Annotated in this window: 20 protein-coding genes; 2 read left to right on the plus strand and 18 right to left on the minus strand. The window is 71.9% G+C overall.

What is annotated here, in order from left to right:
• The gene (gene rfbB, locus ACY1JX_RS08355) at positions 1-999 is read right to left on the minus strand and encodes a dTDP-glucose 4,6-dehydratase (RefSeq protein WP_181754216.1); all 999 of its coding nucleotides are present in this window, start codon (positions 997-999) and stop codon (positions 1-3) included.
• Positions 1,000-1,060: 61 nt separating this feature from the next.
• Here rfbB and rfbA point away from each other — a divergent pair, with 61 nt between their 5' ends.
• On the plus strand, positions 1,061-1,924 hold the full coding sequence (gene rfbA, locus ACY1JX_RS08360; protein WP_462565817.1) for a glucose-1-phosphate thymidylyltransferase RfbA: 864 nt from the start codon (positions 1,061-1,063) through the stop codon (positions 1,922-1,924).
• On the opposite strand, the gene ACY1JX_RS08365 is transcribed toward rfbA, so the two are convergent.
• The 4 genes from ACY1JX_RS08365 to ACY1JX_RS08380 all read right to left on the minus strand — a co-directional run bounded on the left by ACY1JX_RS08365 (position 1,897) and on the right by ACY1JX_RS08380 (position 9,436).
• Positions 1,897-4,062: a CDP-glycerol glycerophosphotransferase family protein gene (locus ACY1JX_RS08365; protein WP_462565818.1), complete on the minus strand. Its 2,166-nt coding sequence runs from the start codon at positions 4,060-4,062 to the stop codon at positions 1,897-1,899. The two genes, rfbA and ACY1JX_RS08365, sit on opposite strands and share 28 nt — an antisense overlap.
• A 35-nt stretch (positions 4,063-4,097) precedes the next feature.
• A complete protein-coding gene (locus tag ACY1JX_RS08370; RefSeq protein WP_462565819.1) occupies positions 4,098-5,354 on the minus strand; it encodes an HNH endonuclease signature motif containing protein in 1,257 nt (418 codons plus the stop codon).
• A gap of 72 nt (positions 5,355-5,426) precedes the next feature.
• A complete protein-coding gene (locus tag ACY1JX_RS08375) occupies positions 5,427-7,208 on the minus strand; it encodes a glycosyltransferase family 2 protein (RefSeq protein WP_462565820.1) in 1,782 nt (593 codons plus the stop codon).
• Positions 7,205-9,436 (minus strand): CDP-glycerol glycerophosphotransferase family protein, encoded by a 2,232-nt coding sequence (locus ACY1JX_RS08380; RefSeq protein ID WP_462565821.1) that lies wholly within the window; start codon positions 9,434-9,436, stop codon positions 7,205-7,207. The genes ACY1JX_RS08375 and ACY1JX_RS08380 overlap by 4 nt, the downstream gene beginning before the upstream one ends.
• A 56-nt stretch (positions 9,437-9,492) precedes the next feature.
• On the opposite strand from ACY1JX_RS08380, the gene ACY1JX_RS08385 reads away from it, so the two are divergent.
• Positions 9,493-11,199: a glycosyltransferase gene (locus ACY1JX_RS08385; protein WP_462565822.1), complete on the plus strand. Its 1,707-nt coding sequence runs from the start codon at positions 9,493-9,495 to the stop codon at positions 11,197-11,199.
• Between the two features lies 1 nt (position 11,200).
• Here the strand turns inward: ACY1JX_RS08385 and ACY1JX_RS08390 are convergent, their stop codons facing one another.
• The 13 genes from ACY1JX_RS08390 to dacB form a co-directional block, all read right to left on the minus strand.
• Positions 11,201-11,473, minus strand: a complete 273-nt coding sequence (locus tag ACY1JX_RS08390; RefSeq protein WP_462565823.1) for a hypothetical protein — start codon at positions 11,471-11,473, stop codon at positions 11,201-11,203.
• A gap of 83 nt (positions 11,474-11,556) precedes the next feature.
• Positions 11,557-12,045, minus strand: a complete 489-nt coding sequence (locus tag ACY1JX_RS08395) for a DUF3180 family protein (RefSeq protein WP_462565824.1) — start codon at positions 12,043-12,045, stop codon at positions 11,557-11,559.
• A 7-nt stretch (positions 12,046-12,052) separates the two neighbouring features.
• Positions 12,053-12,616, minus strand: coding sequence for a 2-amino-4-hydroxy-6-hydroxymethyldihydropteridine diphosphokinase (folK, locus tag ACY1JX_RS08400; RefSeq protein WP_181754200.1), 564 nt, complete (start codon positions 12,614-12,616; stop codon positions 12,053-12,055).
• A complete protein-coding gene (gene folB / locus ACY1JX_RS08405) occupies positions 12,613-12,987 on the minus strand; it encodes a dihydroneopterin aldolase (RefSeq protein WP_462565825.1) in 375 nt (124 codons plus the stop codon). The genes folK and folB overlap by 4 nt, the downstream gene beginning before the upstream one ends.
• Positions 12,984-13,391 (minus strand): nuclear transport factor 2 family protein, encoded by a 408-nt coding sequence (locus ACY1JX_RS08410; protein ID WP_462565826.1) that lies wholly within the window; start codon positions 13,389-13,391, stop codon positions 12,984-12,986. The genes folB and ACY1JX_RS08410 overlap by 4 nt, the downstream gene beginning before the upstream one ends.
• Positions 13,384-14,235, minus strand: a complete 852-nt coding sequence (gene folP, locus ACY1JX_RS08415) for a dihydropteroate synthase (RefSeq protein ID WP_241732820.1) — start codon at positions 14,233-14,235, stop codon at positions 13,384-13,386. Before folP ends, ACY1JX_RS08410 begins: the two co-directional genes overlap by 8 nt.
• 13 nt (positions 14,236-14,248) lie before the next feature.
• On the minus strand, positions 14,249-14,812 hold the full coding sequence (gene folE / locus ACY1JX_RS08420) for a GTP cyclohydrolase I FolE (protein ID WP_286930251.1): 564 nt from the start codon (positions 14,810-14,812) through the stop codon (positions 14,249-14,251).
• An 8-nt stretch (positions 14,813-14,820) separates the two neighbouring features.
• A complete protein-coding gene (gene ftsH, locus ACY1JX_RS08425) occupies positions 14,821-16,839 on the minus strand; it encodes an ATP-dependent zinc metalloprotease FtsH (protein ID WP_462565827.1) in 2,019 nt (672 codons plus the stop codon).
• Positions 16,840-16,893: 54 nt separating this feature from the next.
• Positions 16,894-17,448: a hypoxanthine phosphoribosyltransferase gene (hpt, locus tag ACY1JX_RS08430; RefSeq protein ID WP_286930255.1), complete on the minus strand. Its 555-nt coding sequence runs from the start codon at positions 17,446-17,448 to the stop codon at positions 16,894-16,896.
• A 93-nt stretch (positions 17,449-17,541) separates the two neighbouring features.
• Positions 17,542-18,483 (minus strand): tRNA lysidine(34) synthetase TilS, encoded by a 942-nt coding sequence (tilS, locus tag ACY1JX_RS08435; RefSeq protein ID WP_462565828.1) that lies wholly within the window; start codon positions 18,481-18,483, stop codon positions 17,542-17,544.
• A 235-nt stretch (positions 18,484-18,718) separates the two neighbouring features.
• Positions 18,719-19,759 carry a zinc-dependent metalloprotease gene (locus tag ACY1JX_RS08440; protein ID WP_181754182.1) on the minus strand — a complete coding sequence of 347 codons (1,041 nt, stop codon included), beginning with the start codon at positions 19,757-19,759 and terminating at the stop codon, positions 18,719-18,721.
• A gap of 123 nt (positions 19,760-19,882) precedes the next feature.
• The gene (locus ACY1JX_RS08445) at positions 19,883-22,414 is read right to left on the minus strand and encodes a DEAD/DEAH box helicase (RefSeq protein ID WP_462565829.1); all 2,532 of its coding nucleotides are present in this window, start codon (positions 22,412-22,414) and stop codon (positions 19,883-19,885) included.
• A 215-nt stretch (positions 22,415-22,629) separates the two neighbouring features.
• Positions 22,630-23,967: a D-alanyl-D-alanine carboxypeptidase/D-alanyl-D-alanine endopeptidase gene (dacB, locus tag ACY1JX_RS08450; RefSeq protein WP_462565830.1), complete on the minus strand. Its 1,338-nt coding sequence runs from the start codon at positions 23,965-23,967 to the stop codon at positions 22,630-22,632.
• Positions 23,968-24,012 lie beyond the last annotated feature (45 nt).

The following is a 24,012-nucleotide window of genomic DNA, read 5'->3' on the forward strand; positions in this document are numbered from 1 at the left end:
TCACTGACCCGTCGCTGCGTACTTGGCCTCGGTGGCAGCCTTCGCGGGGCGCCACCACTGCTCGTTCTCGCGGTACCAGCGCACCGTGTCCTCGAGGCCCGACGCGAAGTCCGAGAACTGCGGCGTCCAGCCCAGCTCGGTGCGCAGCTTGGTGGAGTCGATCGCGTAGCGCAGGTCGTGTCCCGCGCGGTCGGCCACGTGGTCGAAGTCGTCGGGCTCGCGGCCGAAGAGCTGCAGCAGCGCCTCGACGACCTCACGGTTGGACTTCTCGCCGTCGGCGCCGATGAGGTAGGTCTCGCCCATCGCGCCCGACTCCAGGATCGTGAGCACGGCCGAGTTGTGGTCGTCGACGTGGATCCAGTCGCGCACGTTCAGCCCCTCGCCGTACAGGCGCGGACGGACGCCGTCGATCAGCCCGGTGATCTGGCGCGGGATGAACTTCTCGATGTGCTGCCACGGCCCGTAGTTGTTCGAGCAGTTGGAGATCGTCGCGCGGACGCCGAACGAGCGGACCCAGGCCCGCACGAGCAGGTCGGAGCCGGCCTTCGTCGAGGAGTAGGGGCTCGACGGGTTGTAGGGCGTCGACTCGGTGAACCGCTCGGGATCGTCGAGCTCCAGGTCGCCGTAGACCTCGTCGGTGGAGATGTGGTGGTACCGCACGTCGTGCTTGCGGGCCGCCTCCAGCAGGGCGAAGGTGCCGATGATGTTGGTGTCCAGGAACGGGCGCGGCCCGACCAGCGAGTTGTCGTTGTGCGACTCGGCGGCGAAGTGCACGACCGCGTCGTGCTGCCCCACGAGCGAGTCGACCAGCTCGGAGTCGGCGACGTCGCCCACGACGAGCGACACCCGGTCCTCGGGCAGCCCCGCCAGTGACTCACGGCTGCCCGCGTAGGTGAGCTTGTCCAGGACGGTCACGTGATCGTCCGTCCGGTCGATGACCTGACGGACGAAGTTGGACCCGATGAACCCGGCACCGCCGGTGACCAGCAATCGACGCATGCGCACGAGCGTACCGGCCGACGGATGCCGTCCCTCGCGGCGATCACCTAGGGTACGAACCATGCGCGGCATCATCCTGGCCGGGGGAACCGGCTCGCGACTGCACCCGATCACCCTCGGCGTCAGCAAGCAGCTCGTCCCCGTCTACGACAAGCCGATGATCTACTACCCGCTGTCGACGCTGATGGCGACGGGGATCCGCGACATCCTCATCATCACGACACCGCACGACGCGGAGGCCTTCGAGCGCCTGCTCGGCGACGGGTCGCGGTTCGGCGTGAACCTGACCTACGCGCAGCAGCCCTCCCCCGACGGGCTCGCGCAGGCGTTCATCATCGGCGCCGACCACGTGGGCGGCGAGGGCGCCGCGCTCGTCCTGGGCGACAACATCTTCTACGGGGCCGGGCTGGGCACGAGCCTGCACCGCTTCGACCACACCGTGGGCGCCGCGGTCTTCGGCTACCAGGTGGCGAACCCGCGTGCCTACGGCGTCGTCGAGTTCGACGAGAGCGGCCGGGCGATCTCGATGGAGGAGAAGCCGGAGCACCCGCGGAGCAACTTCGCGGTCCCCGGCCTGTACTTCTACGACAACTCGGTGGTCGAGCGGGCCCGCGACCTGAAGCCCTCGCACCGGGGCGAGCTGGAGATCACCGACCTGAACCGCACCTACCTCGAGGAGGGCACCCTCCAGGTCGAGGTCCTCCCGCGCGGCACCGCCTGGCTCGACACCGGCACGTTCGACGACCTGGCCGACGCGGGAGCGTTCGTGCGCACGATCGAGAAGCGGCAGGGCCTCAAGGTCTCGTGCCCCGAGGAGATCGCCTGGCGCCAGGGCTGGCTGACCGACGACCAGCTGGCCGAGCTGGCCCAGCCACTGGTCAAGAGCGGCTACGGCAGCTACCTGCTGGGGCTGCTCGGCGCCTGAGGGCCGAGCCACGCGTCCACCACGCGGGCCGTGACTTCGCCGTCGTCCAGCGGGGCGAACCGCTCGCGGAACGCGCGCGCCTGCTCCGACGTCCCACCGGCAGCGGCGAGCGCCTCGACGACCTCCTCGGTGGAGGTCACGATGGGGCCGGGCGGCGCCTGCTGCAGGTCGAAGTAGAAGCCGCGGTCGTCGCGGTACTGGTCGACATCGGGCACCAGGAGCACCTGCGGGCGCTCGGTGACAGCAAAGTCGAACATCACCGAGGAGTAGTCGGTCACGAGCACGTCGGCGGCCGCCAGGAGCGCGGTGACGTCGGGGTGCGCCGTCACGTCAAGGACACCGGGGCCGCTGATCCGGCCGCGACCCGCCGCGGCGTTGCTGTGGCTGCGCAGCAGGACGGTGGCACCGGTCTGCTCGTGCACGGCGGCCGCGTCGAGGTGGGAGACGAACGCCCGGCGGCCCTGCTCGGTGCGGGCGGCATCGCGCCACGTGGGCGCGTAGAGCACCACGCGCTCGTCGCCGAGCCCGAGTGCCATACGGGTGGCGTTCCTCAGCGCCCGGCCCGAGTCACCGGCGAGTGCGTCGTTGCGCGGGTAGCCCTCGCCCAGGACCCGGCCGGCGAAGCCCAGCGCGCGCGGCAGCGTCTCGGCCGCGAACGGGTTCTGCGCCAGCAGCGCCTCCCAGACGGCGGCTTCGCGGGCCATCGCGGCGGTGTAGCCGGCCGAGAGCCGGGGTGAGGCGATGTCGCGGCCGATGCGCTTGAGCGGGGTGCCGTGCCAGGTCTGCAGGTAGCGCTGGCCGTCGCGGAAGCGCACGTAGTGCGGGAACTCGGCGTTGTTGACCAGGTACCGCGCGTGCGTGAACGCCTCGTGCCACTCGCGCGAGTGCAGCAGCACGGGCCGGGTGCCGTCGGGCACGGTCACGGAGTGGTCGGCGACGACCCAGTCGACCGGGATCCCCCGGTGGACGAGCTCGCGCGCCACGGGGGCGACGCTGTCGCCGGCGCCCGCGCCGCCGAAGCACATCGCGACGGCTCGCTCGCGCAGCGGACCCGCCTGCTCGCGCACCTCGTCGAGCAGGAGTCGCTGGCGGCGGCGTCCGCGGTCGTGCACCGGGATCGGGTTGCGGACCACGAGCGACACGGCGGCCTCTCCCGGCGACCAGCCCCGTGGCGTGACGAGCAGGTCGACCAGGTCGATCGCGCGCTCGGCCAGGGGCAGCTCAAGCACCGAGGGGTCGGCGAGTTCGAGGGCTTCGTCGGCGGTGACGGCGAAGCGCCCCGCCGGGATCGTGGCGGCGACACCGAACCGGTCGATCCGGGCCTCGAGCGAGAGCGGTGACGGCCCGGCGCCCCAGCCCTCGGACGTCGCGGCCACCCGCAGCGTGTGGTCGCCGGCGTCGAGCAGCACGCCCGACCCGGTGGCACTGACGACCACGGGCACCGCCCCGGTCAGCGCGGGCACGACGGCCTCGGCGGTGCGCGTCACCCCGGCCGACTCGATGGTGACCGTCAGGGTGATCGGCTCGCTACGGTCAGCTTCGATCGTGGCCCACCAGGACGCGCCGGTCTGGTCGGCCCAGCGCTCCCCCGACTCGGCGTCGGCGACGGGATCGGGTCGCATCGTCACGGCCGTCTCGAGGGCGCCATGGCTCGTGGCGGCCTCGACGCGGACGGAGTCGGCCTCGGGGTCGAACGCCAGCCCGGAGATGAACGAGGTCCCGGCCACGTGCACCGGTTCGGATCCGGCGACCTCGACGCTCAGACGCGTGACGAGGTCGTGCTCCTGTGCCACGAGGAGCCACTCGGGCACCGCGACCGGGTCTCCGAGGTCGATCCGCAGGGCGTCGCGATCGACGAGGAACGAGGGACCGTGGACGGTGCGTGACTCGGCCAGGCGCTCGACCGTGGGGCGGTCGGCTCCAGAGGCGGCGTACAGGGCCACCCGGTCGCGCACGGGCAGGTCGAGCCAGTCGGCGTGGGTCCACGCCCTGGCTCCCGCCGCCGCCTCGTCCACGAGAGCTCGCCACTGCTGGTCGTCGAGCCGGAACGCGGTGCGCACGCGCTTGGCGAGGGCGGGCGGCGACGGCGCGTCGCCGTGGCCGCGCAGTCGCTGCACGATCCTGCGCACGAGGTCCATCCGCTCAACCTACCGATCGGTGGGGGTCCCGCTCGTCACCCGGTGAGCGTCAGGGGGCGGTAGTGATGGTTGCGTCGCCAGGGCTCGCCGGGACGCCGCCGGAACTCGACGATGCGGTCGATCGCGTGGAGCCGGACCTGCCATCCGCGGTCGTGGACCTCGTGGTGGTGGCGTGCGAACAGCAGCACTCCGTCGTCGACCGTGGTGGGACCACCCCGCGACCACGGGACGATGTGGTGGCTCTCGCACCAGCCGGGCGGCCGGTCGCAGCCGGGGAACGCGCAGCCGAGGTCGCGGAGCGCGAGGGCTCGTCGCTGGGGCACCGAGTGGAGGCGCTCCTCGCGACCGAGGTCGAGCACGGTCGACGCCCCGCCCATGACGGCCGGAAGGATCCCGGAATCGCAGGCGAGCCGGCGCAGCTGCCCGGCCGAGACCGTGGTGCCGTGCTCGGTCACCCCGGCGCGGTCGGTGGTGCCGCGCAGCGTGGACTCGTCGACGGTGACCACGAGCGTGGCCGGGATGCCTCCGTGGTTGCCGAAGCCGTCCTTGGGCAGGTGCCGGACGAGCTGGACGAACGCCTCACCCTGCGCGTGGGGACGATCCGGGAGGCCGTCCTGCTTGCGCGGCGAAGTGGCCGAGTCCATGAAGGAGCGCAGGACGTCGCCCGTGACGGCGTCGACCTCGAAGCCGCCCTTGACCATGCAGGTCTCGGGGTCGGGGCGCGACATCCAGAAGGACGCCTGCGTGGCCTGGTGGCGCTCGTCGCGCTCGACCTGACGGTTCTCGACGGCATCGGCGCGGTCGACGTCGACGACCTCCACCGCGCGGCGCGCCTTACGCCGAAGCTGCTCCAGCGGGAGGTCGGGCGCGGCCGCGGTGAGGTCGCACTCAATCGCGCGACGCTCGTCGGCTGTGAGGTCGCGAGGCAGGTCGCCGAGGGCATCGGACACGATGCGCGCCTTGTCGGTGGACATGCCGGCACGACCGAGCGACTCCCGCAGGACGGGCGCGGCGTCGAGCTGCTGGGCGAGCCGGACCTGCTGCGCCGCCTCGCGCCGGGAGACGCCGGCCTCCTTCGCGACGAGCGCCGTCATCGACAGCTCGCCAGCCGTGCGGTGCGCCTCGGCGCGCGAAGCCTCCGCCATCGCGGCCAGACCCAGCGCGGTGGCCTTCCGGACCAGGTCCTGCGCCAGGCGATTCAGCCGGACCAGCTCCTCAGCAGTGAGCTCGCTCAGGTCGCAGCCCAGCGCCGCGTCGAGGGCCCGCGGCCCCGACTCGATCTGACTGAACACCCGATGCATGCGTCCCCCGACGGCTCGAACTAATGTTCTGAGTCTACTGCATTGGGCCCAACAAAACAAGCATCAGTTGGGAGGTTCTTCCTCGCCCGCGTGGTCACGCTGCCACCAGAACGTGAGCTGCTCGCGCGGCACCTTCGGCTGCACGACCACCTTCAGCCGGCGCGGCCCGGCCAGCGCGAGGTAGCCCTGCCGGTCCTCCAGCTCGAAGTCCCACGGCAGCTGGAGCGCCAGCGCTTGGTCGACCAGCCGGCCGGGCACCTCGTGCTCCCCGATCTCGGTCGGGATCTCCACGTCGGCCGGATCCGCGAGGTCGCCCTTCCACAGGACGACGTCGTCGCGGTCGAGCGCCCACGGCTCCTCACCCGTGAGGGTGAGCCCGGCGGCCTCCTCGCGGATCGCCGCCGATCCCAGCGGGTCGATCCGCGTGACCACCTCGCGCCGGGTGCGCCCGTGATGGGTCAACTCCACGACCAGTTCCGAGGAGTCGACGTCGTCGAGGTCGGGCAGCGCGAGCTCGAGGTTCCAGACGCTGTCCTCGTTGCTGCGCCGTGTCGTGCGCACCCGGTGACCGATGAACTCGTCCGACGGAGTCACGGCGAACTCGCGCTCCCAGCCAGTGATGTCGCGCAGCCACGCCCGGCAGGTCGGCACGGCGTCCACGTGTCGCAGCCAGGCCGCGATCGTCAGTCGCAGGCCCGACTCGTCGAGCCGCGCGCGCAGGACGGTCGCGTCCAAGGGCGTCTGACGCTCGGACAGGACGCGCGCCGCGTCGGGCACGTCAGGGTCGCCCGTGAACGGGAAGACGAGCGCCGGGTCTCCCCCGACCTCATCCGACTTCAGTGACGGCAGGTCGAAGCCACCGCTCTCAACGAAGGTCTGCACGTCCGCCGCTCGTCCGGCCTGCAGGAGCGCGTAGACCACGCGCGCCTCGGCCGGCGCCTGTGACAGGTCGAGCCCCGATTCGCCCAGGAGATCCAGCGCTCCGCGGAAGAGTCGCTCGCGGTACCCCTCGTCGGCGACCTTGGCGAGCGTGCGGAGGTAGCGCGGCACGTCGTTCGACAGCACCTGCGAGGCGCGTGCGGCGCGCGCGCCCGGTACCGGCTCGAGCGCGCCGAGGCTCAGGGTGATCGCGTCGAAGAACGCCCCGATGGACCGCTCAGTGGCCTCGCGCGTGATCGAACCGGACCGCACTCGCCACAGGTAGGTCGTGAACGGCACGAGATCGACGCGGTTCGCCGCGGCGAAGGCGCGCGCGGTGACCTCCTGGTCCTCGTAGAGGACGCCGTTGCGGAAGGCGAGGCCCGCATCGTCCCAGAACGACCTGCGGTAGACCTTCGACCAGGCGGTCGCCTGGGCCAGGACCTCGGGGTGCTCGTGCGCAACGACGGTGCTCGTGCCGTCGCCGTAGATGTCGGCGACCCACGGCGGCGTGGGGCTGATCGATTCCAGGTCGCGGAACTGCTGGTACGGCAGCAACGCGTAGTCCGACTCCGTCCCTCGCAGCGACTCCACGGCGTCCCTCAGACCGACCGCGTTCACGCGGTCGTCGGAATCCACGAAGGTCAGGTACGGCGCCGTCGCGTGCTCGATGCCGGTCATGCGGGCGGCGCTGAGCCCGCCGTTGGGGCGGGTCACGACCCTCACTCGCGGGTCACGGCGTGCGTACTTTCGAGCGATCCTCGCGCTGCGATCGGGCGATCCGTCATCCACGACGATGACCTCGAAGGGCGCCTCCGGCTGCTCGAGGATCGAGTCCAGGCACTCCGCCAAGAAATTCTCGACGTTGTACACGGGCACGATGACACTCAGCAGCGGCTCGGGAGCCGCGCGCCGGAACAACCTCACGCGTCCCACCCGAGCAGCCCGTCGACGACCCGCTCGGCGGCGCGCCCGTCGTGGAACCGGTTGAACCGCTCGTTGAAGGCGGCGTACGCGGCGGCGTGCTCGGCCACCCACGACGTGTCGCGCACCAGCGCCGGCAGCTCACTCGAGTCGCGCACCACGGGGCCGGGTGCGGACTCCTCGAACGGGAACAGGAAGCCGCGCAGCTCCTGCTCGTACTTCTCGAGGTCCGGCACGAAGAACACCATCGGCTTGCCGGTGATCGCGTAGTCGAACCGCAGTGACGAGTAGTCCAGGATCGCGAGGTCGGACGCGAGCACGAGGTCGTTGATCTCGGGGTGGTCGGTGACGTCGACGACCCCTCCCCCGGTGCCGTGCCGCTGGTCGGACCGCGCCACGGAGTGGTGGCTGCGCTGGAGCACGACCACGTCGTCGCCGAGCTCCTCGGCGAGCGCCTTCACGTCGAGCAGGTTCGGGTCGGCCGACGTGTTGTCGCCGCGCGAGAGGTCCTCGCGCCACGTGGTGGCGTGCAGGACGGCCACCTGGTCGTCGCGGATGCCCAGCAGGCGGCGCGTCGCGCGACGCACCTCCGTGGCGTCCTCGGCGAGCAGCGAGTCGGTGCGCGGCAGGCCGTGGTCGAACGCCGGGCCCTCCCAGTCGTAGGCCTCGCGGTAGAACTCGGCCGCCTCGGGGTACGGCAGGCAGATCACGTGCCAGTACGCCGAGCGCCGGTCGGTGGCCTCGAACTGCGCCCGCCACGGCGCCATCCGGCGCACGAAGTCGGGCCGGCCCATCCGCTTGAACGGCTGGCCGTGGAACGTCTGGAGGTACACCTGGCCCGGCCGCAGCCGGGTGTACGCGCCGACCTCGGTGTTCTTCACGAGGAACTTCGCGGACGCCAGCGTGGAGTACCACTCGCGCGTGCCGGCGACGACGCGCTTCGCGCCCTCGGGCAGCGGCACGGAGTGGTCGACGGTGCCCCAGTAGAGCCGCATCCGCGGGTCGCGGCGGCGGAGCTCGCGGTGGATGGCGGCCTGGCTGTCGGTGGCGACCTCGGCCCAGTAGCACTGGAACATCGCGGCGCGCGCGTCCACGTCGACCTCGAGCGCCTCGTACGCCTCGCGCAGGTACCGCTGGCCGTACATGGTGTTCTCGTCGGGCTGCCGCGGCTTGATCAGACGCAGTCCGAGGTCGGTGGTGTGGCCGACGAGCGGACCGTCGCCGAGGTCGGTGGGCCAGCCCACGAGCTCGGCCGCGAGGGGCATCGGCGTCCCGTCGGACACGACGGCGTAGTCGCCCAGCGGCAACGGCAGGGCGCCGCGCCCCCACCGGTCTGCGGTGGCCGGGAAGACGGCGCGGAAGCTCGAGCCCAGGCGGGTGAACTCGGTGGCGGGGAGGGTGAGCCCGGCGGACTCGAGGGTGGGTGCGGCGTCGAGTCCGCGCCCGCTCACAACGATCGTGCCGCGCTCGAGCGAGATCGTGTCGACGACCGGACCGACCGGCTCGGGCTGCGCGATCAGTCCGATCCGGCCGGAGGCGGTGCGGCCGGCGAGCCGGACCTCCACCTCCAGCTCGAGCGCCTGTTCCGGGCCGAGCCGCGACAGGGGCACGTCGAGCGCCCACGTGCTGCGGTCGTAGGTCTCGCGCCACATGGCGGCACCGCCGCGGTGACCCGAGGTCTCGCCAGTCCGCTCGACCCGCACGCCGGGAGTCACGACGGTCAGCTCGGGAACGGCGCCCGGCGCGTCGACGTGGGCGAAGCCGGCGCGGAACACGGCCTCGAAGCGATCGCCCACGACACGGGAGCGGACGACCTCGCCGGCGAAGCGGGTCTCGGAGTCGGCCAGCACGAACGCCTCGCGGGGGATCGCCGGATCGTCCCAGCCGGGGAGGCGGGCCACCGGCTCGCCCTCGTGCACGCCACCGGCGTGCTGGCGCACGTCGAGCAGGCCACGGTTGAGCGCGGCGTGGAGCGCATCGGCGTCGCCGTGCTCGAGATGGTGCAGCGCGACCTTCGCCCACGACGGAACACGACGCACGAGGGCGGCGCGGTCGACGCCCTCCAGCAGCTCGGGCAGCCCAGCGCGGAGGTCGGCCTCGACGCTGCCGTCGAGGTCCTTCGGGAGTCGGCGGACGAGCGGAGGGAACTCCTTGACGAACACGTCGAGGGGCTTCGCCGGACCTGTCGCGAGGTCCAGCACCCGCCGCGAGAGCGACCGCAGCCTGCCCATGTCACCTACGCCTTCACCGAACATCCCGGACGGCCTCGATGCTATACGCTCGCCGCGTGTCGCCTTCCGCTGCTGCACCGGGCGAGCCTGCCACGAGCTTCCCCGACGGAGCCTGGTTCTCGGTCGTGGGCAACGTCCGCCTCGGCGCCGGCGGCCAGACCCGCATGGTGCTGCTGCGCCACCGCCTCTTCGTCGCGGCCGGGCTCGACTTCCCGATCCTGACCTACAACCCGGTGCCGTCGTACGAGCCGATCCGCACGGGCCTGCTGGCCGACGGCCTGCTGCTCCCCGAAAGCAGGCTGCTCAACCTGCACGAGGACCTCCGCGAGCGTGATCTCGGCGCACTGCCCGCCGTCGAGGCCCCTCCGATCGTGCCCGGCGCGAGCACCGAGGAAGACGTCGAGGACGGCTACACCTGGCGACGGCGCCACCTCGACGCCGCGGGCACCGAGACCACGTGGGAGTACCTGAGGCCCGACGGCACGACCTACGCGTTCACCCCGCCCGACGTCATGGAGGGCGAGACCCGCGTGCTCGACTACCACGGCCGCATCGTGCTGGCCGGCGACGGACTTGGCGACCTATGGCGCTGGTGGACCCGGCAGCTGGCGCCGGCCGACGGCACGGTGTTCCTCGTGAGCGACAGCCGGTTCGTCGCCGAGGAGCTCGGCCTGCTGCACGACCCGCGCTTCGTGCTCATGCACCAGATGCACAACCCGCACCTGCGCGGCGACCGCCGCTGGGACTCGCCCCTCGAGCCGTCCTACGCGTCGTCGCTGGAGCACGTGGACCGGTTCGACGCGCTCAACACCCTCACCGAGCGCCAGCGGCACGACCTGCGGCTCCGCTTCGGCGACCTGCCGCAGTTCCACGTGGTCGCGAACCCCGTGGAGGCCGTCGAGCCGCCCTCGCCCGCACCGGCGCGCGTGCCCGGGCGCATCGTCGTGATCGCCCGGTTACACCCGCAGAAGCAGCTGGACCGGGCCATCGACGCGTTCGCCCTCGTGGCTCCCCGGCACCCCACCGCGACGCTGGAGATCTACGGGGATGGCGACGAGGAGGAGAAGCTGCGGGCCCGCGCCGCGCAGCGCGACGTGGCCGACCGGGTGGTCTTCCACGGGCACGTGCCCGACGCCGCCGACCGGCTCTGGGAGGCCGACCTCGCGTGGCTGACCAGCCGCTTCGAGGGCTACGGGCTGTTCATCCTCGAGGCGCGGATGCGCGAGTGCCCGGTGCTGGCGTTCGACGTGCCCTACGGCCCGGCCGAGCAGATCGAGTCGGGCGTGGACGGGGTGCTCGTGCCCGCGGGCGACGCGGCCCGCCTGGCGCACGCCACGCTGGACCTTCTCGCCGACCGTGAGCGGCTCGAGTCGATGCGCCCCCGCGCCCGGGCCGGAGCCATCGCCCACGGCCACGAGTCGTTCCTCGCCGCCTGGGCGCAGGTGGCGCGCGAGGCACAGGCTCGCAAGGCGGAGCGGGTGGACCTGCAGGACGTCGCCGTGGACTTCGCGGGCCGCTCGGCCGTCGTCCGGGCGGACGGCGAGGGAGACCTCGACGCGGTCGAGCTGCGCTGGCAGGCGTGGCACCAAGGCGACGACGCCCCCACGGACCTCACGACCTCGGTCGAGCGAAAGGGCACGACCTTCGAGGTCCGGGCCGGGCGCGCGCCCAAGGGCGCGCACGAGCGGCTGCTGCTGACGTGGAGGAACGCCTCCTGGCAGCAGCCCGTGCCGCAGCGACGCTGGTGGCAGCGCGGCCGCTAGGTCACTCGGGCCGGTCGAAGACCTTCCGCGTCAGCGCCTGGACGTCGCGATCCAAGTGGTCGATGCGCGTATCGAGTCGCTGGAACTGGGCGTCGACCCGCTCGAACTGGGCATCGACCCGCTCGAACTTCGCGACGATCTCCCCACGCAGCCCACCGATCTCGGCACGCAGGACGTGCGTGAAGGTTCTCGACACGACTCCCAGCACTCCGAAGATGGTCGCGGCGAACACACCCATCAGCGTCCACACCTGCGGCTCGTTCAACTCGATCACTCCCCCATCATGACGACTGGAGGGCGACGATGCCAGAGTTCGGCGGCGCCCACCAGAGTGGGCGTCGAGGATGTGGACAAGCGTCACGCGGGGGCGGGGCCGGCCTCGGACGTCGTCTCCTCGTCGTCGTCCGACGGGAGCCGGCAGGTCCACTCGAGGACGAGCGCGGCGATCAGCAGAAGCAGGGCCGCGGCGGCGGCGGCGCCGGCGCGCCAGAACCTCAGCTCACCCAGCTCGGTGGACGAGCCGACGTAGGCCAGCGCGTAGCCCGCGTAGCCGCCGGTGAAGACGCCCCCGACGAGCACGGCGGCCTTGGCCAGGGCCAGCAGGCGGATCGCGTGGTCGGCGGTGAAGCGGCGCTGGCGCCGGTGCAGGTTCTGCCAGGTGCCCCACGCGAGGGCTCCGACGGCGATGGCGCCGCACAGCAGCACGATCGCGGCGGCCCAGCCGGGAACCGGCGGGGAGGTGCCGTCGAGCCGCACCGTGAGGGGCGGCAGCAGACGACCGGCGACGAGGCCCGACGCGATGAGCACCGCGACGTAGAGGGGCGAGCTGCGCCGGGCCTTCCTCATCGGACGATCACAGAATGATCTCGACGTCCTCGCGCTTGGTGACGCCCGAGGTGTCGACACCCGACACGAGGTCGGCCACGAAGCCGTGGCCGGGGATCTCGCCCTCGGGATCGATCTCGAGCCACGGCACGAGCACGAAGCCCCGCTCGTGGGCGCGCGGGTGCGGCAGGGTGAGCGAGTCGTCGTTGGCGACGCGGTCGCCGACCACGATGATGTCGACGTCGAGCGTGCGGGGGGCACCCGGCTCGCTGCGCTCGCGCTCGAAGGCGTCCTCGATCGCGAGGGCGCGGTCCAGCAGCGTGTGCACCGTCAGCGTGGTGTCGATGAGGACGACCGCGTTGAGGAAGGAGCCCGAGCCCTCGGGGGTGCCGACCGGCTCGGTCTCGTAGACCGAGGAGATCGCGACGACCGTGACCTCGGGAGTGTCCTCCAGCGCGGAGACGGCGCCCTGCAGGCGGCCGGCACGATCGCCGAGATTCGAGCCGATCGACAGGACGGCCTGGCGGATGGGTCGCATTCCCCCGGTCATCGTGTCGGCGTCGAGCTCGTAGGGCGTGGGTGCTTCGGTCACAGCTTGCTCCGCTCCATCGTCACGGTGACATCGGTGAACGCCACCTCGATCGGCGCCTCGGGCTTGTGCACCGTCACGCTGACCCAGCGGACGGGCTCATGGCCCAGACACACGTTCACTATACGGAGGGCCAACGTCTCGATGAGATCCACGGGGTCCCCCGTGATGATCGCGTGGACCTCCTCCGCGAGTTCGCCGTAGTGCACGGTCTGCGTCAGGTCGCCCGAGACGGCGGCAGGCTCGAGGTCGACCGACAGCACGAGGTCGACGACGAACGTCTGACCATCCCTGCGCTCCTGGTCGAAAACGCCATGGTGGCCCACCGCGGAGAGCCCTCGGAGCTCGATCCGGTCCCCCACGTTCTGGCTCACGTGTCCTCCGGTTCGATCAGGGGCGAGGCGTGCCTCGCGAAGAATCGCCATTGTCCCGCATCGCGGACCAAGATGCTCGTGGCGACCGCACGACCGCCGTTGAACGACTCCACCGACCCCGCGTCGGACAGGATGTTCTCGGTGCACACGACGATCGCCGTGGTCGGGTCGGTGGCGGGCAGCAGGGTGACCTCGACGTCGGTCAGGAAGAACTGGATGTAGCCGACGCCGGCCATCAGCACGGTCCACGACCGCAGGATCGGACCCGTCCCGTTCAGCGGCGGAGCGCCCGGGTGCACGCAGGTGGTGGCGACGTCGTCGACCCACAGCGACGCCATGAGGTCGACGTCGCCGGTCTCGATCGCGTCGTAGAACGCGCGGTGGGCGGCCATGACGTCAGCCACGGGCGGCCTCCGAGCGCAGGCGGGCCGCGACGCGCACGGCGTCGGCGCTGGGCCGGGGGTCGTGGACGCGCACGCCCCACGCCCCCGCCATCGCCGAGAGCGTGCTGATGGCCGCGGTGGCGTCCTCGCGGCCGTCGACCGGGCGCGGGCCCACGGAGTCGGCCAGCAGGGCACCGAGGAAGCCCTTGCGGCTGGCGGCGACGAGCAGCGGTCGGCCGAGGTCGGTGAAGCGCTCGAGGTGCGCGAGCAGGGTCCAGTTCTGGTCGCCGGTCTTGCTGAAGCCCAGACCGGGATCGAGGATGACCCGCTCGGGGTCGACGCCGGCCTCGCACACCGCCGCGTACTGGCTGCGGAGCTCGGAGACCACGTCCTCGACGACGTCGTCGTAGTCGGTGTGCTGCTGCATCCGGTCCGAGTGCGCGCGCCAGTGCATCACGACGAACGGGACGCCGGCGCGGGCGACGAGGGGCACCATCTGCGGGTCGGCACGGCCGCCCGACACGTCGTTGACGATCGCCGCGCCCGCCTCGATCGACTGCTCGGCCGTCTCGGACCACATCGTGTCGACGGAGACGACGACGCCCGCGTCGGCCAGCCGGCGCACCACCGGGACGACGCGGCGCAGCTCCTCCTCGCGGTCGACCGGGAGCGCACCCGGACGGGTGGACTCGCCGCCGACGTCGACGAGGTCGGCCCCGCGCCGCACCAGGTCGAGTCCGTGCTCGGCAGCGGCGCCGGGGTCGAACCAGCGACCTCCGTCGGAGAACGAGTCCGGCGTGACGTTGACGACCCCCATCACGACGCACCGGTCCTCGGGGAGTCCGGGGATCGGTGGGGTCGTCATGCGCGCTCCTGCCTCACCTGCTGATGAGGTTCATCGCCTCGGCGCGGGTGGCGGGGTCGAGCAGCTGGCCGCGCACGGCGCTGGTGATGGTGCGGGCGCCGGCCTTGGCGACGCCACGCATCGTCATGCACAGGTGCTCGGCCTCGATGACGACGATGACGCCCTCGGGCTCCAGGACCTCCACGATCGACTCGGCGATCTGCGTGGTGAGGCGCTCCTGCACCTGCAGCCGCCGGGCGTAGACGTCGACGAGGCGGGCGAGCTTGGACAGGCCGGTGACATGACCGTGCTCACCCGGGATGTAGCCCACGTGGGCGACGCCGAAGAACGGCACCATGTGGTGCTCGCACATGCTCCACAGCTCGATGTCGCGCACCAGGACCAGCTCGCGGTGCCCCACCTCGAAGACGGCGGAGAGCACCTCCTTGGCGTCCTGGTCGTAGCCGCGCAGCAGCTCGGTGTAGGAACGGGCGACGCGGGCGGGGGTGTCCTCGAGTCCGTCGCGCTCGGGGTCCTCACCGATGGCCGCGAGCAGCTCGCGGACGGCCGCCTCGGCACGGGGTTGGTCGACGGGCACGGCGCTCCTCAGATGGTGGGTGACTCGCCCGGCTGGGGCTCGTCGACAGGAGGTGCGTCGGGGCCGGCGTCCGGTCCGACGACGATACCGTCCTCGCGATCGTCACGGCTGGAGCCGTTGCGGTGCGGCACGACGATGGGCGGCTGCGACGACGGGAGGCGCGTGTCCGAACCGGTCCACGCGGGACGGATCTCGCGCCGGTTCAGGGCCTCGAAGATGCGGGCGACCTCGGCCTTGTCGAGGGTCTCCTTCTCCATCAGCTCGCGCACGAGGCTGTCGAGCACCTCGCGGTTGTCCACGAGGATGTCGAACGCCTCCTGGTGGGCCTGCGCGATGAGCGAGGAGATCTCGTCGTCGATCGTCGCGGCGATGTCCTCGGAGTAGTTCCGCGAGTGGCCGATGTCGCGGCCCAGGAACGGCTGGCCGTTGTCCTCGCCGAACCGCACCGCGCCGATGCGCTCGCTCATGCCGTACTGCGTGACCATCGCGCGGGCCAGGCTGGTGGCCTTCTCGATGTCGTTGCCGGCACCCGTGGTGGGGTCGTGGAAGACCAGCTCCTCGGCGGCGCGTCCACCGAGCATGTAGGCCAGCTTGTCGAGCAGCTCGGCGCGCGTCTGGCTGTACTTGTCCTCGTCGGGCAGCACCATCGTGTAGCCGAGGGCACGGCCGCGCGGCAGGATCGTGATCTTGTGCACGGGGTCGCTCTGCGGCAGCGCCGCGGCCACCAGGGCGTGGCCGCCCTCGTGGTAGGCGGTGACGAGGCGCTCGTGCTCGTTCATGAGGCGCGAGCGCTTCTGCGGGCCGGAGATGACGCGGTCGATCGCCTCGTCCAGCGCCTCGTTGTCGATCGTCGTGGCGGCACCGCGCGCGGTGAGCAGCGCGGCCTCGTTCAGCACGTTCGCGAGATCGGCGCCGCTGAAGCCGGGGGTGCGGCGCGCGACGGCCTCGAGGTCGACGCCGGGTGCGATGGGCTTGCCCCGGGCGTGCACCTTGAGGATCTGGGTGCGGCCCGCCAGGTCGGGCGCCTCCACCGCGATCTGGCGGTCGAAGCGACCCGGGCGCAGCAGCGCGGGGTCGAGCACGTCGGGGCGGTTCGTCGCGGCGATCAGGATGACCCCGCCGCGCACGTCGAAGCCGTCCATCTCGACGAGCAGCTGGTTGAGGGTCTGCTCGCGCTCGTCGTGGCCGCCGCCCATGCCGGTGCCGCGGTGACGGCCGACGGCGTCGATCTCGTCGATGAAGACGATCGCGGGGGCGTTGTCCTTCGCCTGCTCGAACAGGTCGCGCACGCGGCTGGCGCCGACGCCGACGAACATCTCGACGAAGTCCGAGCCGGAGATCGAGTAGAACGGCACGCCAGCCTCGCCGGCGACGGCGCGCGCGAGGAGGGTCTTGCCGGTGCCGGGCGGCCCGTAGAGCAGCACGCCTTTGGGGATCTTCGCGCCGACGGCCTGGAACTTCGCGGGCTCCTGCAGGAACTCCTTGATCTCGCCGAGTTCCTCGATCGCCTCGTCGCAGCCGGCGACGTCGGCGAAGGTGGTCTGCGGGGTGTCCTTGGTCATCAGCTTCGCCTTGGACTTGGCGAACTGCATGACCCGGCCGCCGCCGCCCTGCATCGAGTTCATCAGCCACAGGAAGATCAGGATGAAGATGACGAACGGCAGGAAGCTCAGCAGCACCGAGAGGAACGTGTTCTTCGGCGGGATCTTGACGTTGTAGGCGTTCATCTGGTCGTCGTCGACCAGCTTCTGCGCCTGGGTGACGAGCTGGGACCCCTGGTCCTGGCCGAGCCACGTGGCCTTGACCTTCTTCTCGTCGTCGCCCTTGAGGGTCGCGCGGACCTCCTGGTCGCCGTCGACGAAGGTGACGTCCTTGATCTTGGCGTCGTTGAAGTAGCCCACCATCGTGGCGGTCTTGACCTCGCGGTACCCGTCGGCCGACCCGGAGAACGACAGCACGCCGATGACCACGCCCGCGATCAGGATGATCCACAGCCACGGTCCCTTGAACACGCTCTTGATGCTCATGCCGCCTCGTCGTTCATGCAGGTGGTGTTCCGTTCGATGCTCACAACCGCGTACTCAGGAGTACATGTGCTTGGCCAGTGTGCCGATGCTGCGCAAATTCCGGTACTTCTCGTCGTAGTCGAGTCCGTAGCCGATCACGAAGGCGTTGGGGATGTCGAAGCCGACGTACTTGACGTCGACGGGCATCTCGAGGGCCTCGGGCTTGCGCAGCAGCGTGGCGATCTCGACCGAGGCCGGGCCGCGCGACTTCAGGTTGGCGACCAGCCACGACAGGGTCAGGCCGGTGTCGATGATGTCCTCGACGATCAGCACGTGACGGCCGTCGAGGTCGGTGTCGAGGTCCTTGAGGATGCGGACGACGCCGGAGGACTTGGTGCCGGCGTAGGACGACACGGCCATCCAGTCGATCTCGACGTGGCGGTTCAGCTCGCGGGAGAGGTCGGCCATCACCATGACCGCGCCCTTGAGGACGCCGACGAGCAGCACGTCCCGGCCTTCGTAGTCGGCCTCGATCTGGCGGGCCATCTCGGCCAGCCGGGCCTTGATCTGCTCCTCGGTGAAGAGCGTCTGGGTCAGGTCGAGGTCGGCTTCGACGTGCGAGGTGTCCACGACGCCCAGCGTGCCACAAGCGGCGGAATCGGTCTCAGCCGGTGGCGAGGTCGCACGACGAGGCATTCGGGCGCCGCAGCGGGGCGGAATGCCTCATCGTTCGTCGCGGAACCGGACCCCGGCTCCCTCGCGGACGGCGACGACATGACCGGGCAGCTCGATCCGGGTGCCGCCGCGGGCCTGCAGCAGCCCGTCGAGCGCGAGGGTGTGGGCGTGCGACAGCTCGCCCGGCGCCGCGCCGGCGGCCACGGCGAGGCGCCGCCACACCCGCAGGCGCAGGGCGCGGTCCAGGTCGCCGAACGACTCGACGTCGTCGATCTCACCCGTCGCCGGCGTCTCGGTGGAGGCCATGGCATCCAGCAGGTCTGCGTCCGCGCGCACCAGGTCGGCGGTGCGCCCCAGCGCCTCGGCCACGCCCCCGCCGAGCACGTCCTCCAGCAGCGGCAGCAGCTCGCGCCGCACGCGGACACGGCGGTAGGAGGAGTCGTCGTTGTGCGGGTCCTCCCACCACTCGAGGTCGTGCAGCGCGCAGATCCGCTCGGTCTCGGAGCGTCGCAGCGTGAGGAAGGGCCGGTGCAGTCGGCCGCTCACCGAACGCATCCCGTCGATCGCGCGGGGACCCGAGCCGCGCGCCAGGCCCAGCAGGACCGTCTCGGCCTGGTCGTCGAGGGTGTGCGCGAGCAGCAGGCCGCCGCGGCCGGCCTCGTGGTGCAGCGCGCGGTAGCGGGCGACGCGCGCGGCGTCCTCGGGTCCGGTGCCGAGGTCTCCGACCTCCACGGCGCTGACCGAGGCGGGCAGGCCGAGCGACGCGCACTGCTCGGCGGCCCGGGCGGCCACCTCGGCCGAGCCGGGCTGGAGCCCGTGGTCGACGACCACCGCACGCGCCTCGACGCCGCGGCGGCGCACGAAGAAGGCGACGACCGCGGCCAGGGCCAGGGAGTCGGCACCGCCGGAGACCGCGACGACCGCTCCGGGGGCCAGGTGGGGCTCGACGAGGTTCCGCGCCCGCGCGACGAGCGGGTCGAGCCGGGTCACGCGTGGGCCACCCTGATCTCGATACGCGGGCTCGTTCCTCGCCCTGCTACTCGATCACCGAGCGGAGCGCAGCGAGCGACGTGACGCGAGCTCGTTCCTCGATCACCGAGCGGAGCGCAGGGGTCGACGCGACGCGAGCCCACTCCTCGGTCACCCAGCCGGTGGTCGAGTAGTACGCGAGCGCAGCGAGCGACGTATCGAGACCACGTCGACAGGCGGCCGGGCACGTCGCCCCTTAGCCGTGGACGCGGGCGACCCAGGACTTCGGGTCGACGATCTCGGCGCGCGTGGGCAGGTGCTCGGGGGCGGCCCAGACGGCGTCGAAGCCGTCCTTGCCGACCTGGTCGGTGACGGTGCGGACGAACGTGGCGCCCTCGCTGTACTGGCGCATCTTGGCCTCGTAGCCGAGCAGCCGGCGGAACACCTTCGACAGCGTCGAGCCGGAGGCCCGGCGCTTGGTGAACTTGCGACGGATCTCGGCGACGCTCGGCACGATCTCGGGGCCGATGTCGTCCATCACGACGTCCGCGTGGCCCTCGAGCAGCGACATCAGTCCGGTGAGCCGGTCGACCACCTCGCGCTGCTGCTCGTTCTGGAACAGGTCCGACAGGGACTTGTCCGAGTCGCCGCGGACGATGCGCACCAGCTCGGGCAGCGCTTCGGAGAGCAGGTCGGTCACCGCTCCCCCGCCGACGTCGGTGACATCCATCAGCTGGTCGACCTGGCTCAGCATGTGGCCGCGCATCCACGGCACCGCGGTGAACTGCGCGCGGTGCGTCTCCTCGTGCAGGCACACCCAGCGCCGGAAGTCGGTGGGGTCGACGTTGAGCTCGCGCTCGACGTGCACGATGTTCGGCGCGACCAGCAGGAGGCGCCCGGGTCCGTGGCCGCCCTCGGCGAACGGGTCGAACTGGCCCAGCACCTTCCCACCGAGGAACGCCACGATCGCGCCCAGCTCGACGCCGGTGACGCGCCCGCCGACGGCCTTGGGCAGGCCCGTGGGCAGCTTGCCCTCGGCGGCGAGCTTCTCGTTGAACGGGGTCATCAGGACCTCGAACGCGGCGAGATTGGCATCGGCCCAGCGCGGACGGTCGACCACCAGGACGGGCGTCGGGTAGGCGGGAACGAGGCCGGTGAACTCCCGGACCGGCCCCTCGGCGATCGCCGAGGCCTCGCGCAGCTCGGCGACGACCTCCTCGACCTCCGCCGCGCTGAGGTCGGGCCCGGGCTTCATGAGCCGCCGGGCCGTGGAGCTGGCGACCTTCCAGTCGATCATGGCGTCCAACCTACGTCGCCCGGCCTCACCCCACGGCCGACTTCTGTGACGCCGTTCGGTCCGCGTCGGCGATCCGCACCGAATGACGTCACAAAAGTCGCGGGCCGCGGGCCGGGGCGGCGGTCAGCGCGGACCGATGTCGAGGACGCGGACCACCGGCTCGCCCTCGGCGTCGGAGGCGTCGAGGTCGACCTCGGCGCTGATGCCCCAGTCGCGATCGCCCTCGGGGTCGTCGAACACCTGCCGGACCTGCCAGACGCGGCGCGTCTCGTCCTCCACCATGAACAGCTGCGGGCCGCGGGCCTGGGCGCCGCTGCCCAGTTCGCTGTACTCCTCGCGGTAGCCGGCGATCGCCTCGCGCCACGCCAGCGCGTCCCAGCCGGAGGCCGCGTCGAGCTCGCCGAGCGCGTCCCACCGGCCGAAAGCGGCCAGCTCGACCCGGCGGAACATCGCGTTGCGCACCAGCACGCGGAAGGCGCGGGCGTTGGCGGTGAGGGGGCGCGGTGTCTCGGCGCCGGTGGCCTGGGGGCGCACGTCGGCCGGGTCCTCGCCGGGCGCGATCAGCTGCTCCCACTCGTCCAGAAGGCTGGAGTCGGTCTGGCGCACCAGCTCGCCCAGCCACTCGGTGAGGTCGGTCAGCTCGTCGTTGCGCACCGCCGTGGGCACCGTGCGGACGAGCGTCTTGTAGACGTCGGAGAGGTAGCGCAGGACGAGCCCCTCGGACCGGGCCAGGCGGTACTCGGCGATGACCTCCGAGAACGTCATCGCCCGCTCCCACATCTCGCGCACGACCGACTTCGGCCGCAGCTCGTGGTCGGCCACCCACGGGTGACCGTTGCGGTACATCTCGTAGGCGGCGTTCAGCAGGTCCTCGAGCGGCTTGGGGTGCTCGACGTCCTCGAGCAGCTCCATCCGCTCGTCGTACTCGATGCCGTCCATCTTCATCTCCGCGACGGCCTCGCCGCGGGCCCGGAATCGCTGGGCGCTGATGATCGGCCGCGGGTCGTCGAGCGTGGACTCCACGACCGACACGACGTCGAGGGCGTAGGTGGGCGACTCGCGGTCCAGCAGGTCGAAGGCCGCGACCGCGAACGGCGACAGCGGCTGGTTCAACGCGAAGTTCGCCTGCAGGTCGACGGTGAGGCGCAGGGTGCGGCCCTGGGCGTCGGGCGGGTCGATCCGCTCGACGACCTCACCGGCCAGCAGCGCCTCGACGATGTTCTCGACCTCGGCCAGCAGGCGCTCCTGCGACTCCTCGGTCTCGCCGCTCTCGCGGATCAGGTGCTCCAGCGCCGCGCGCGCGTCGCCGGGCCGGGTGATGACGTCGAGCACCATCGCGTGACTGACCTTCATCCGCGAGACCAGCGGCTCGGGCGTGCCGTTCACGAGTCGCTCGAACGTGCCGTGCCCCCAGGAGACGAAGCCCTCGGGCGGCTTCTTGCGCTGGATGCGCTTGAGCTTCTTCGGGTCGTCTCCGGCCTTGCGCACGAGCCGGGCGTTCTCGATCTCGTGCTCGGGCGCCTCGACGACGACGTGGCCCACGGTGTCGAACCCGGCGCGACCCGCGCGCCCGGCGATCTGCTGGAACTCGCGCACCTGGAGGTGGCGCTGGCGGGTGCCGTCGTACTTCGACAGGCCGCTGAAGAGCACGGTGCGGATCGGCACGTTGATGCCCACGCCGAGCGTGTCGGTGCCGCACACCACCTTCAGCAGGCCCTGCTGCGTGAGGGTCTCGACGAGGCGGCGGTACCGCGGCAGCATGCCGGCGTGGTGGACGCCGATGCCCATGCGGATCAGGCGCGAGAGGGTCTTGCCGAAGGCCGAGGTGAAGCGGAAGTCGCCCAGCGCGTCGGCGATCGCGTCGCGCTCGGCGCGGGTGGCCACCTTGGCGCTGGTCAGGGCCTGCGCGCGCTCCAGCGCGGCCGCCTGCGAGAAGTGCACGACGTAGACCGGCGTCTGGTGCGTCTCGACGAGCTGCTCCAGCGTCTCGTGCACCGGCGTGGTGACGTACTCGCTGACGAGCGGCACCGGACGCTCGACCGACGTGACCGCCACGGTCTCGCGGCCCGTGCGCCGGGCGAGATCGGACTCGAGGCGCGTCGTGTCGCCGAGCGTGGCCGACATGAGCAGGAACTGGGCGCGCGGCAGCTCGATCAGCGGCACCTGCCAGGCCCAGCCGCGGTCGGGGTCGGCGTAGAAGTGGAACTCGTCCATCACGACCAGGCCGATGTCGGCCGCGGCGCCCTCGCGCAGCGCCATGTTCGCCAGGATCTCGGCCGTCGCGGCGATGATCGGCGCGTCGGCGTTCACGGCGGCGTCACCGGTGACCATGCCGACGTTGTCGGCGCCGAAGACCTCGCACAGGTCGAAGAACTTCTCGCTGACGAGCGCCTTGATCGGCGCGGTGTAGACACTGCATTCACCGCGCGCGAGCGCCGCCCCCATCGCCGCCGTGGCGACGAGGCTCTTGCCCGAGCCGGTGGGCGTGGCCAGCACGACGTTGGACCCGGCGACCATCTCCAGGATCGCCTCGTCCTGCGCGGGGTACGGCGTCAGGCCGCGGTCCTGGATCCAGTCAAGGATGGCCTCGTGCACCGCGTCGACGTCGTCGGAGGTGCCGGCGGGGAGCCGGTCGACGAGACGGGAGGAGGCCACCTGAGCAGCCTAGAGGTCACCTCGCAGGGCCGATCTCGATACACCGTCTCGCTTCGCTCGCCGGCACTCGATCACCGGCCCGGTGGTCGCGTAGCCCGGTGGTCGAGAAGCCCGGTGGTCGAGAAGCCCGGTGGTCGAGGAGCCCGGTGGTCGAGGAGCCCGGTGGTCGAGTAGCACGCGAGCGCAGCGAGCGGCGTATCGAGACCAGAGGCGCGCTAGGCCCCGCAGGCGCAGGTGGCCATCGACGCGGCGACGCGGTCGAGCGCGGCCTGGGTGACGAAGGGGTTGACCTGCTCGGTGTCGTCGGCCATCACCGCGAAGGCCACGGGCCGGCCACCGTCGAGGGTGACGATGCCGGCCAAGGAGTGCACGCCGGTGAGGGTGCCGGTCTTCGCGCGCACGACGCCGCGCGCGTCGCTGCGGTCGTAGCGGTTCTCGAGGGTGCCGCTGAAGCCGCCCACCGGCAGGCCGCTCAGTGTCGAGGACAGGCGCGGCCGGGCCGACGCCTGGACCATCGTCTCGGCGAGCGTGGTGGCGGAGATCCGGTTCTTGCGCGAGAGCCCGCTGCCGTCGTTCAGCACCAGTCCCTCGGTGCTGACGCCCGACCTGGCGAGGACCTCGGTGGCCACCTTCGCACCACCGGCGAAAGAGCCAGGCTGCCCTCCCCCGAGCGCGGCCTGGCGCAGCAGGACCTCGGCGACCTCGTTGTCGGAGTCGGCCAGGAACCGCTCGACGATCCGCGACAGCCGGGCGCTGCGGGCCTGCGCGACCTTCGTGGCCCCGGCGGGCGCCTCCACCCGGGCGGGCTCGCCTGCCACGTCGACGCCCCTGGCCCGGAGCAGCTCGGCGAAGCGACGGGCGGCGTCCGCGGCCGGCTCGGTGGAGCGTGCGGCGCCGACCCGCCCGCGGTCGATCCACAGCGGACTGACGGGCGCGACCACGCTGCCGACGTAGCCCTCCTCCCAGGCCGGGCTGACCGACGGCCCGGAGAACAGGGAGACGTCGTAGCCGAGCGTGACCCGCGCCTGACCGACCTTCGTCGCCGTGGCGGCGGCCAGCGTGGCGAGGTCGGCGCGCTCGACCGGCGAACCCTTCGTGCGGGTGTCGGTGAGGTAGGGGTCGCCGCCGCCGACCAGCACGAGTCGGTCGCCGTCGCGCACCACCGAGGTGGTGAAGGTGGCGTCGGGACCGAGGGTGTCGAGGGCCGCCACGGCGGTGAGCAGCTTCGTCGTGGAGGCGGGAATGTGCGTGCCGTCGCCCGACTCGGCCAGCACGGTGCCGTCGCGGGCGTCGAGGGCGACGAGGCTGGTGCGACCGCCGAGCGCGTCGGACGCCATCGGATCCTTCACCGCGGCCGCGAGCGCGGCGGCGTCGACGGGCGCGGAGCCGACGCCGGTGGCCCGGTCGGACGCGGGCGACGCGGACGCCAGGCCGGTGGGGGCGGTGACGTACTCGGGTCCGCACGCGCCGTCGCACAGGATGGGGTTGAGGTCGCCCCGCACGTACAGCGCGCCGATCGCCGCGAGCGTCACCACCACGAGCAACGGCAGCATCCAGGCCGCATGCACTCTCTCCCCCCTGCGGGAGCCACGGGCCTT

Source organism: Aeromicrobium sp. JP4 (genome assembly GCF_054957925.1).

What these genes read in the sequence shown, in the direction of transcription:
- rfbB (WP_181754216.1), bottom strand. Translation starts at nt 999, where the DNA reads ATGCGTCGATTGCTGGTCACCGGCGGTGCCGGGTTCATCGGGTCCAAC.
- rfbA (WP_462565817.1), top strand. Translation starts at nt 1,061, where the DNA reads ATGCGCGGCATCATCCTGGCCGGGGGAACCGGCTCGCGACTGCACCCG.
- ACY1JX_RS08365 (WP_462565818.1), bottom strand. Translation starts at nt 4,062, where the DNA reads ATGGACCTCGTGCGCAGGATCGTGCAGCGACTGCGCGGCCACGGCGAC.
- ACY1JX_RS08380 (WP_462565821.1), bottom strand. Translation starts at nt 9,436, where the DNA reads ATGGGCAGGCTGCGGTCGCTCTCGCGGCGGGTGCTGGACCTCGCGACA.
- ACY1JX_RS08395 (WP_462565824.1), bottom strand. Translation starts at nt 12,045, where the DNA reads ATGAGGAAGGCCCGGCGCAGCTCGCCCCTCTACGTCGCGGTGCTCATC.
- folP (WP_241732820.1), bottom strand. Translation starts at nt 14,235, where the DNA reads ATGACGACCCCACCGATCCCCGGACTCCCCGAGGACCGGTGCGTCGTG.
- ftsH (WP_462565827.1), bottom strand. Translation starts at nt 16,839, where the DNA reads ATGAGCATCAAGAGCGTGTTCAAGGGACCGTGGCTGTGGATCATCCTG.
- ACY1JX_RS08440 (WP_181754182.1), bottom strand. Translation starts at nt 19,759, where the DNA reads ATGATCGACTGGAAGGTCGCCAGCTCCACGGCCCGGCGGCTCATGAAG.
- dacB (WP_462565830.1), bottom strand. Translation starts at nt 23,967, where the DNA reads ATGCTGCCGTTGCTCGTGGTGGTGACGCTCGCGGCGATCGGCGCGCTG.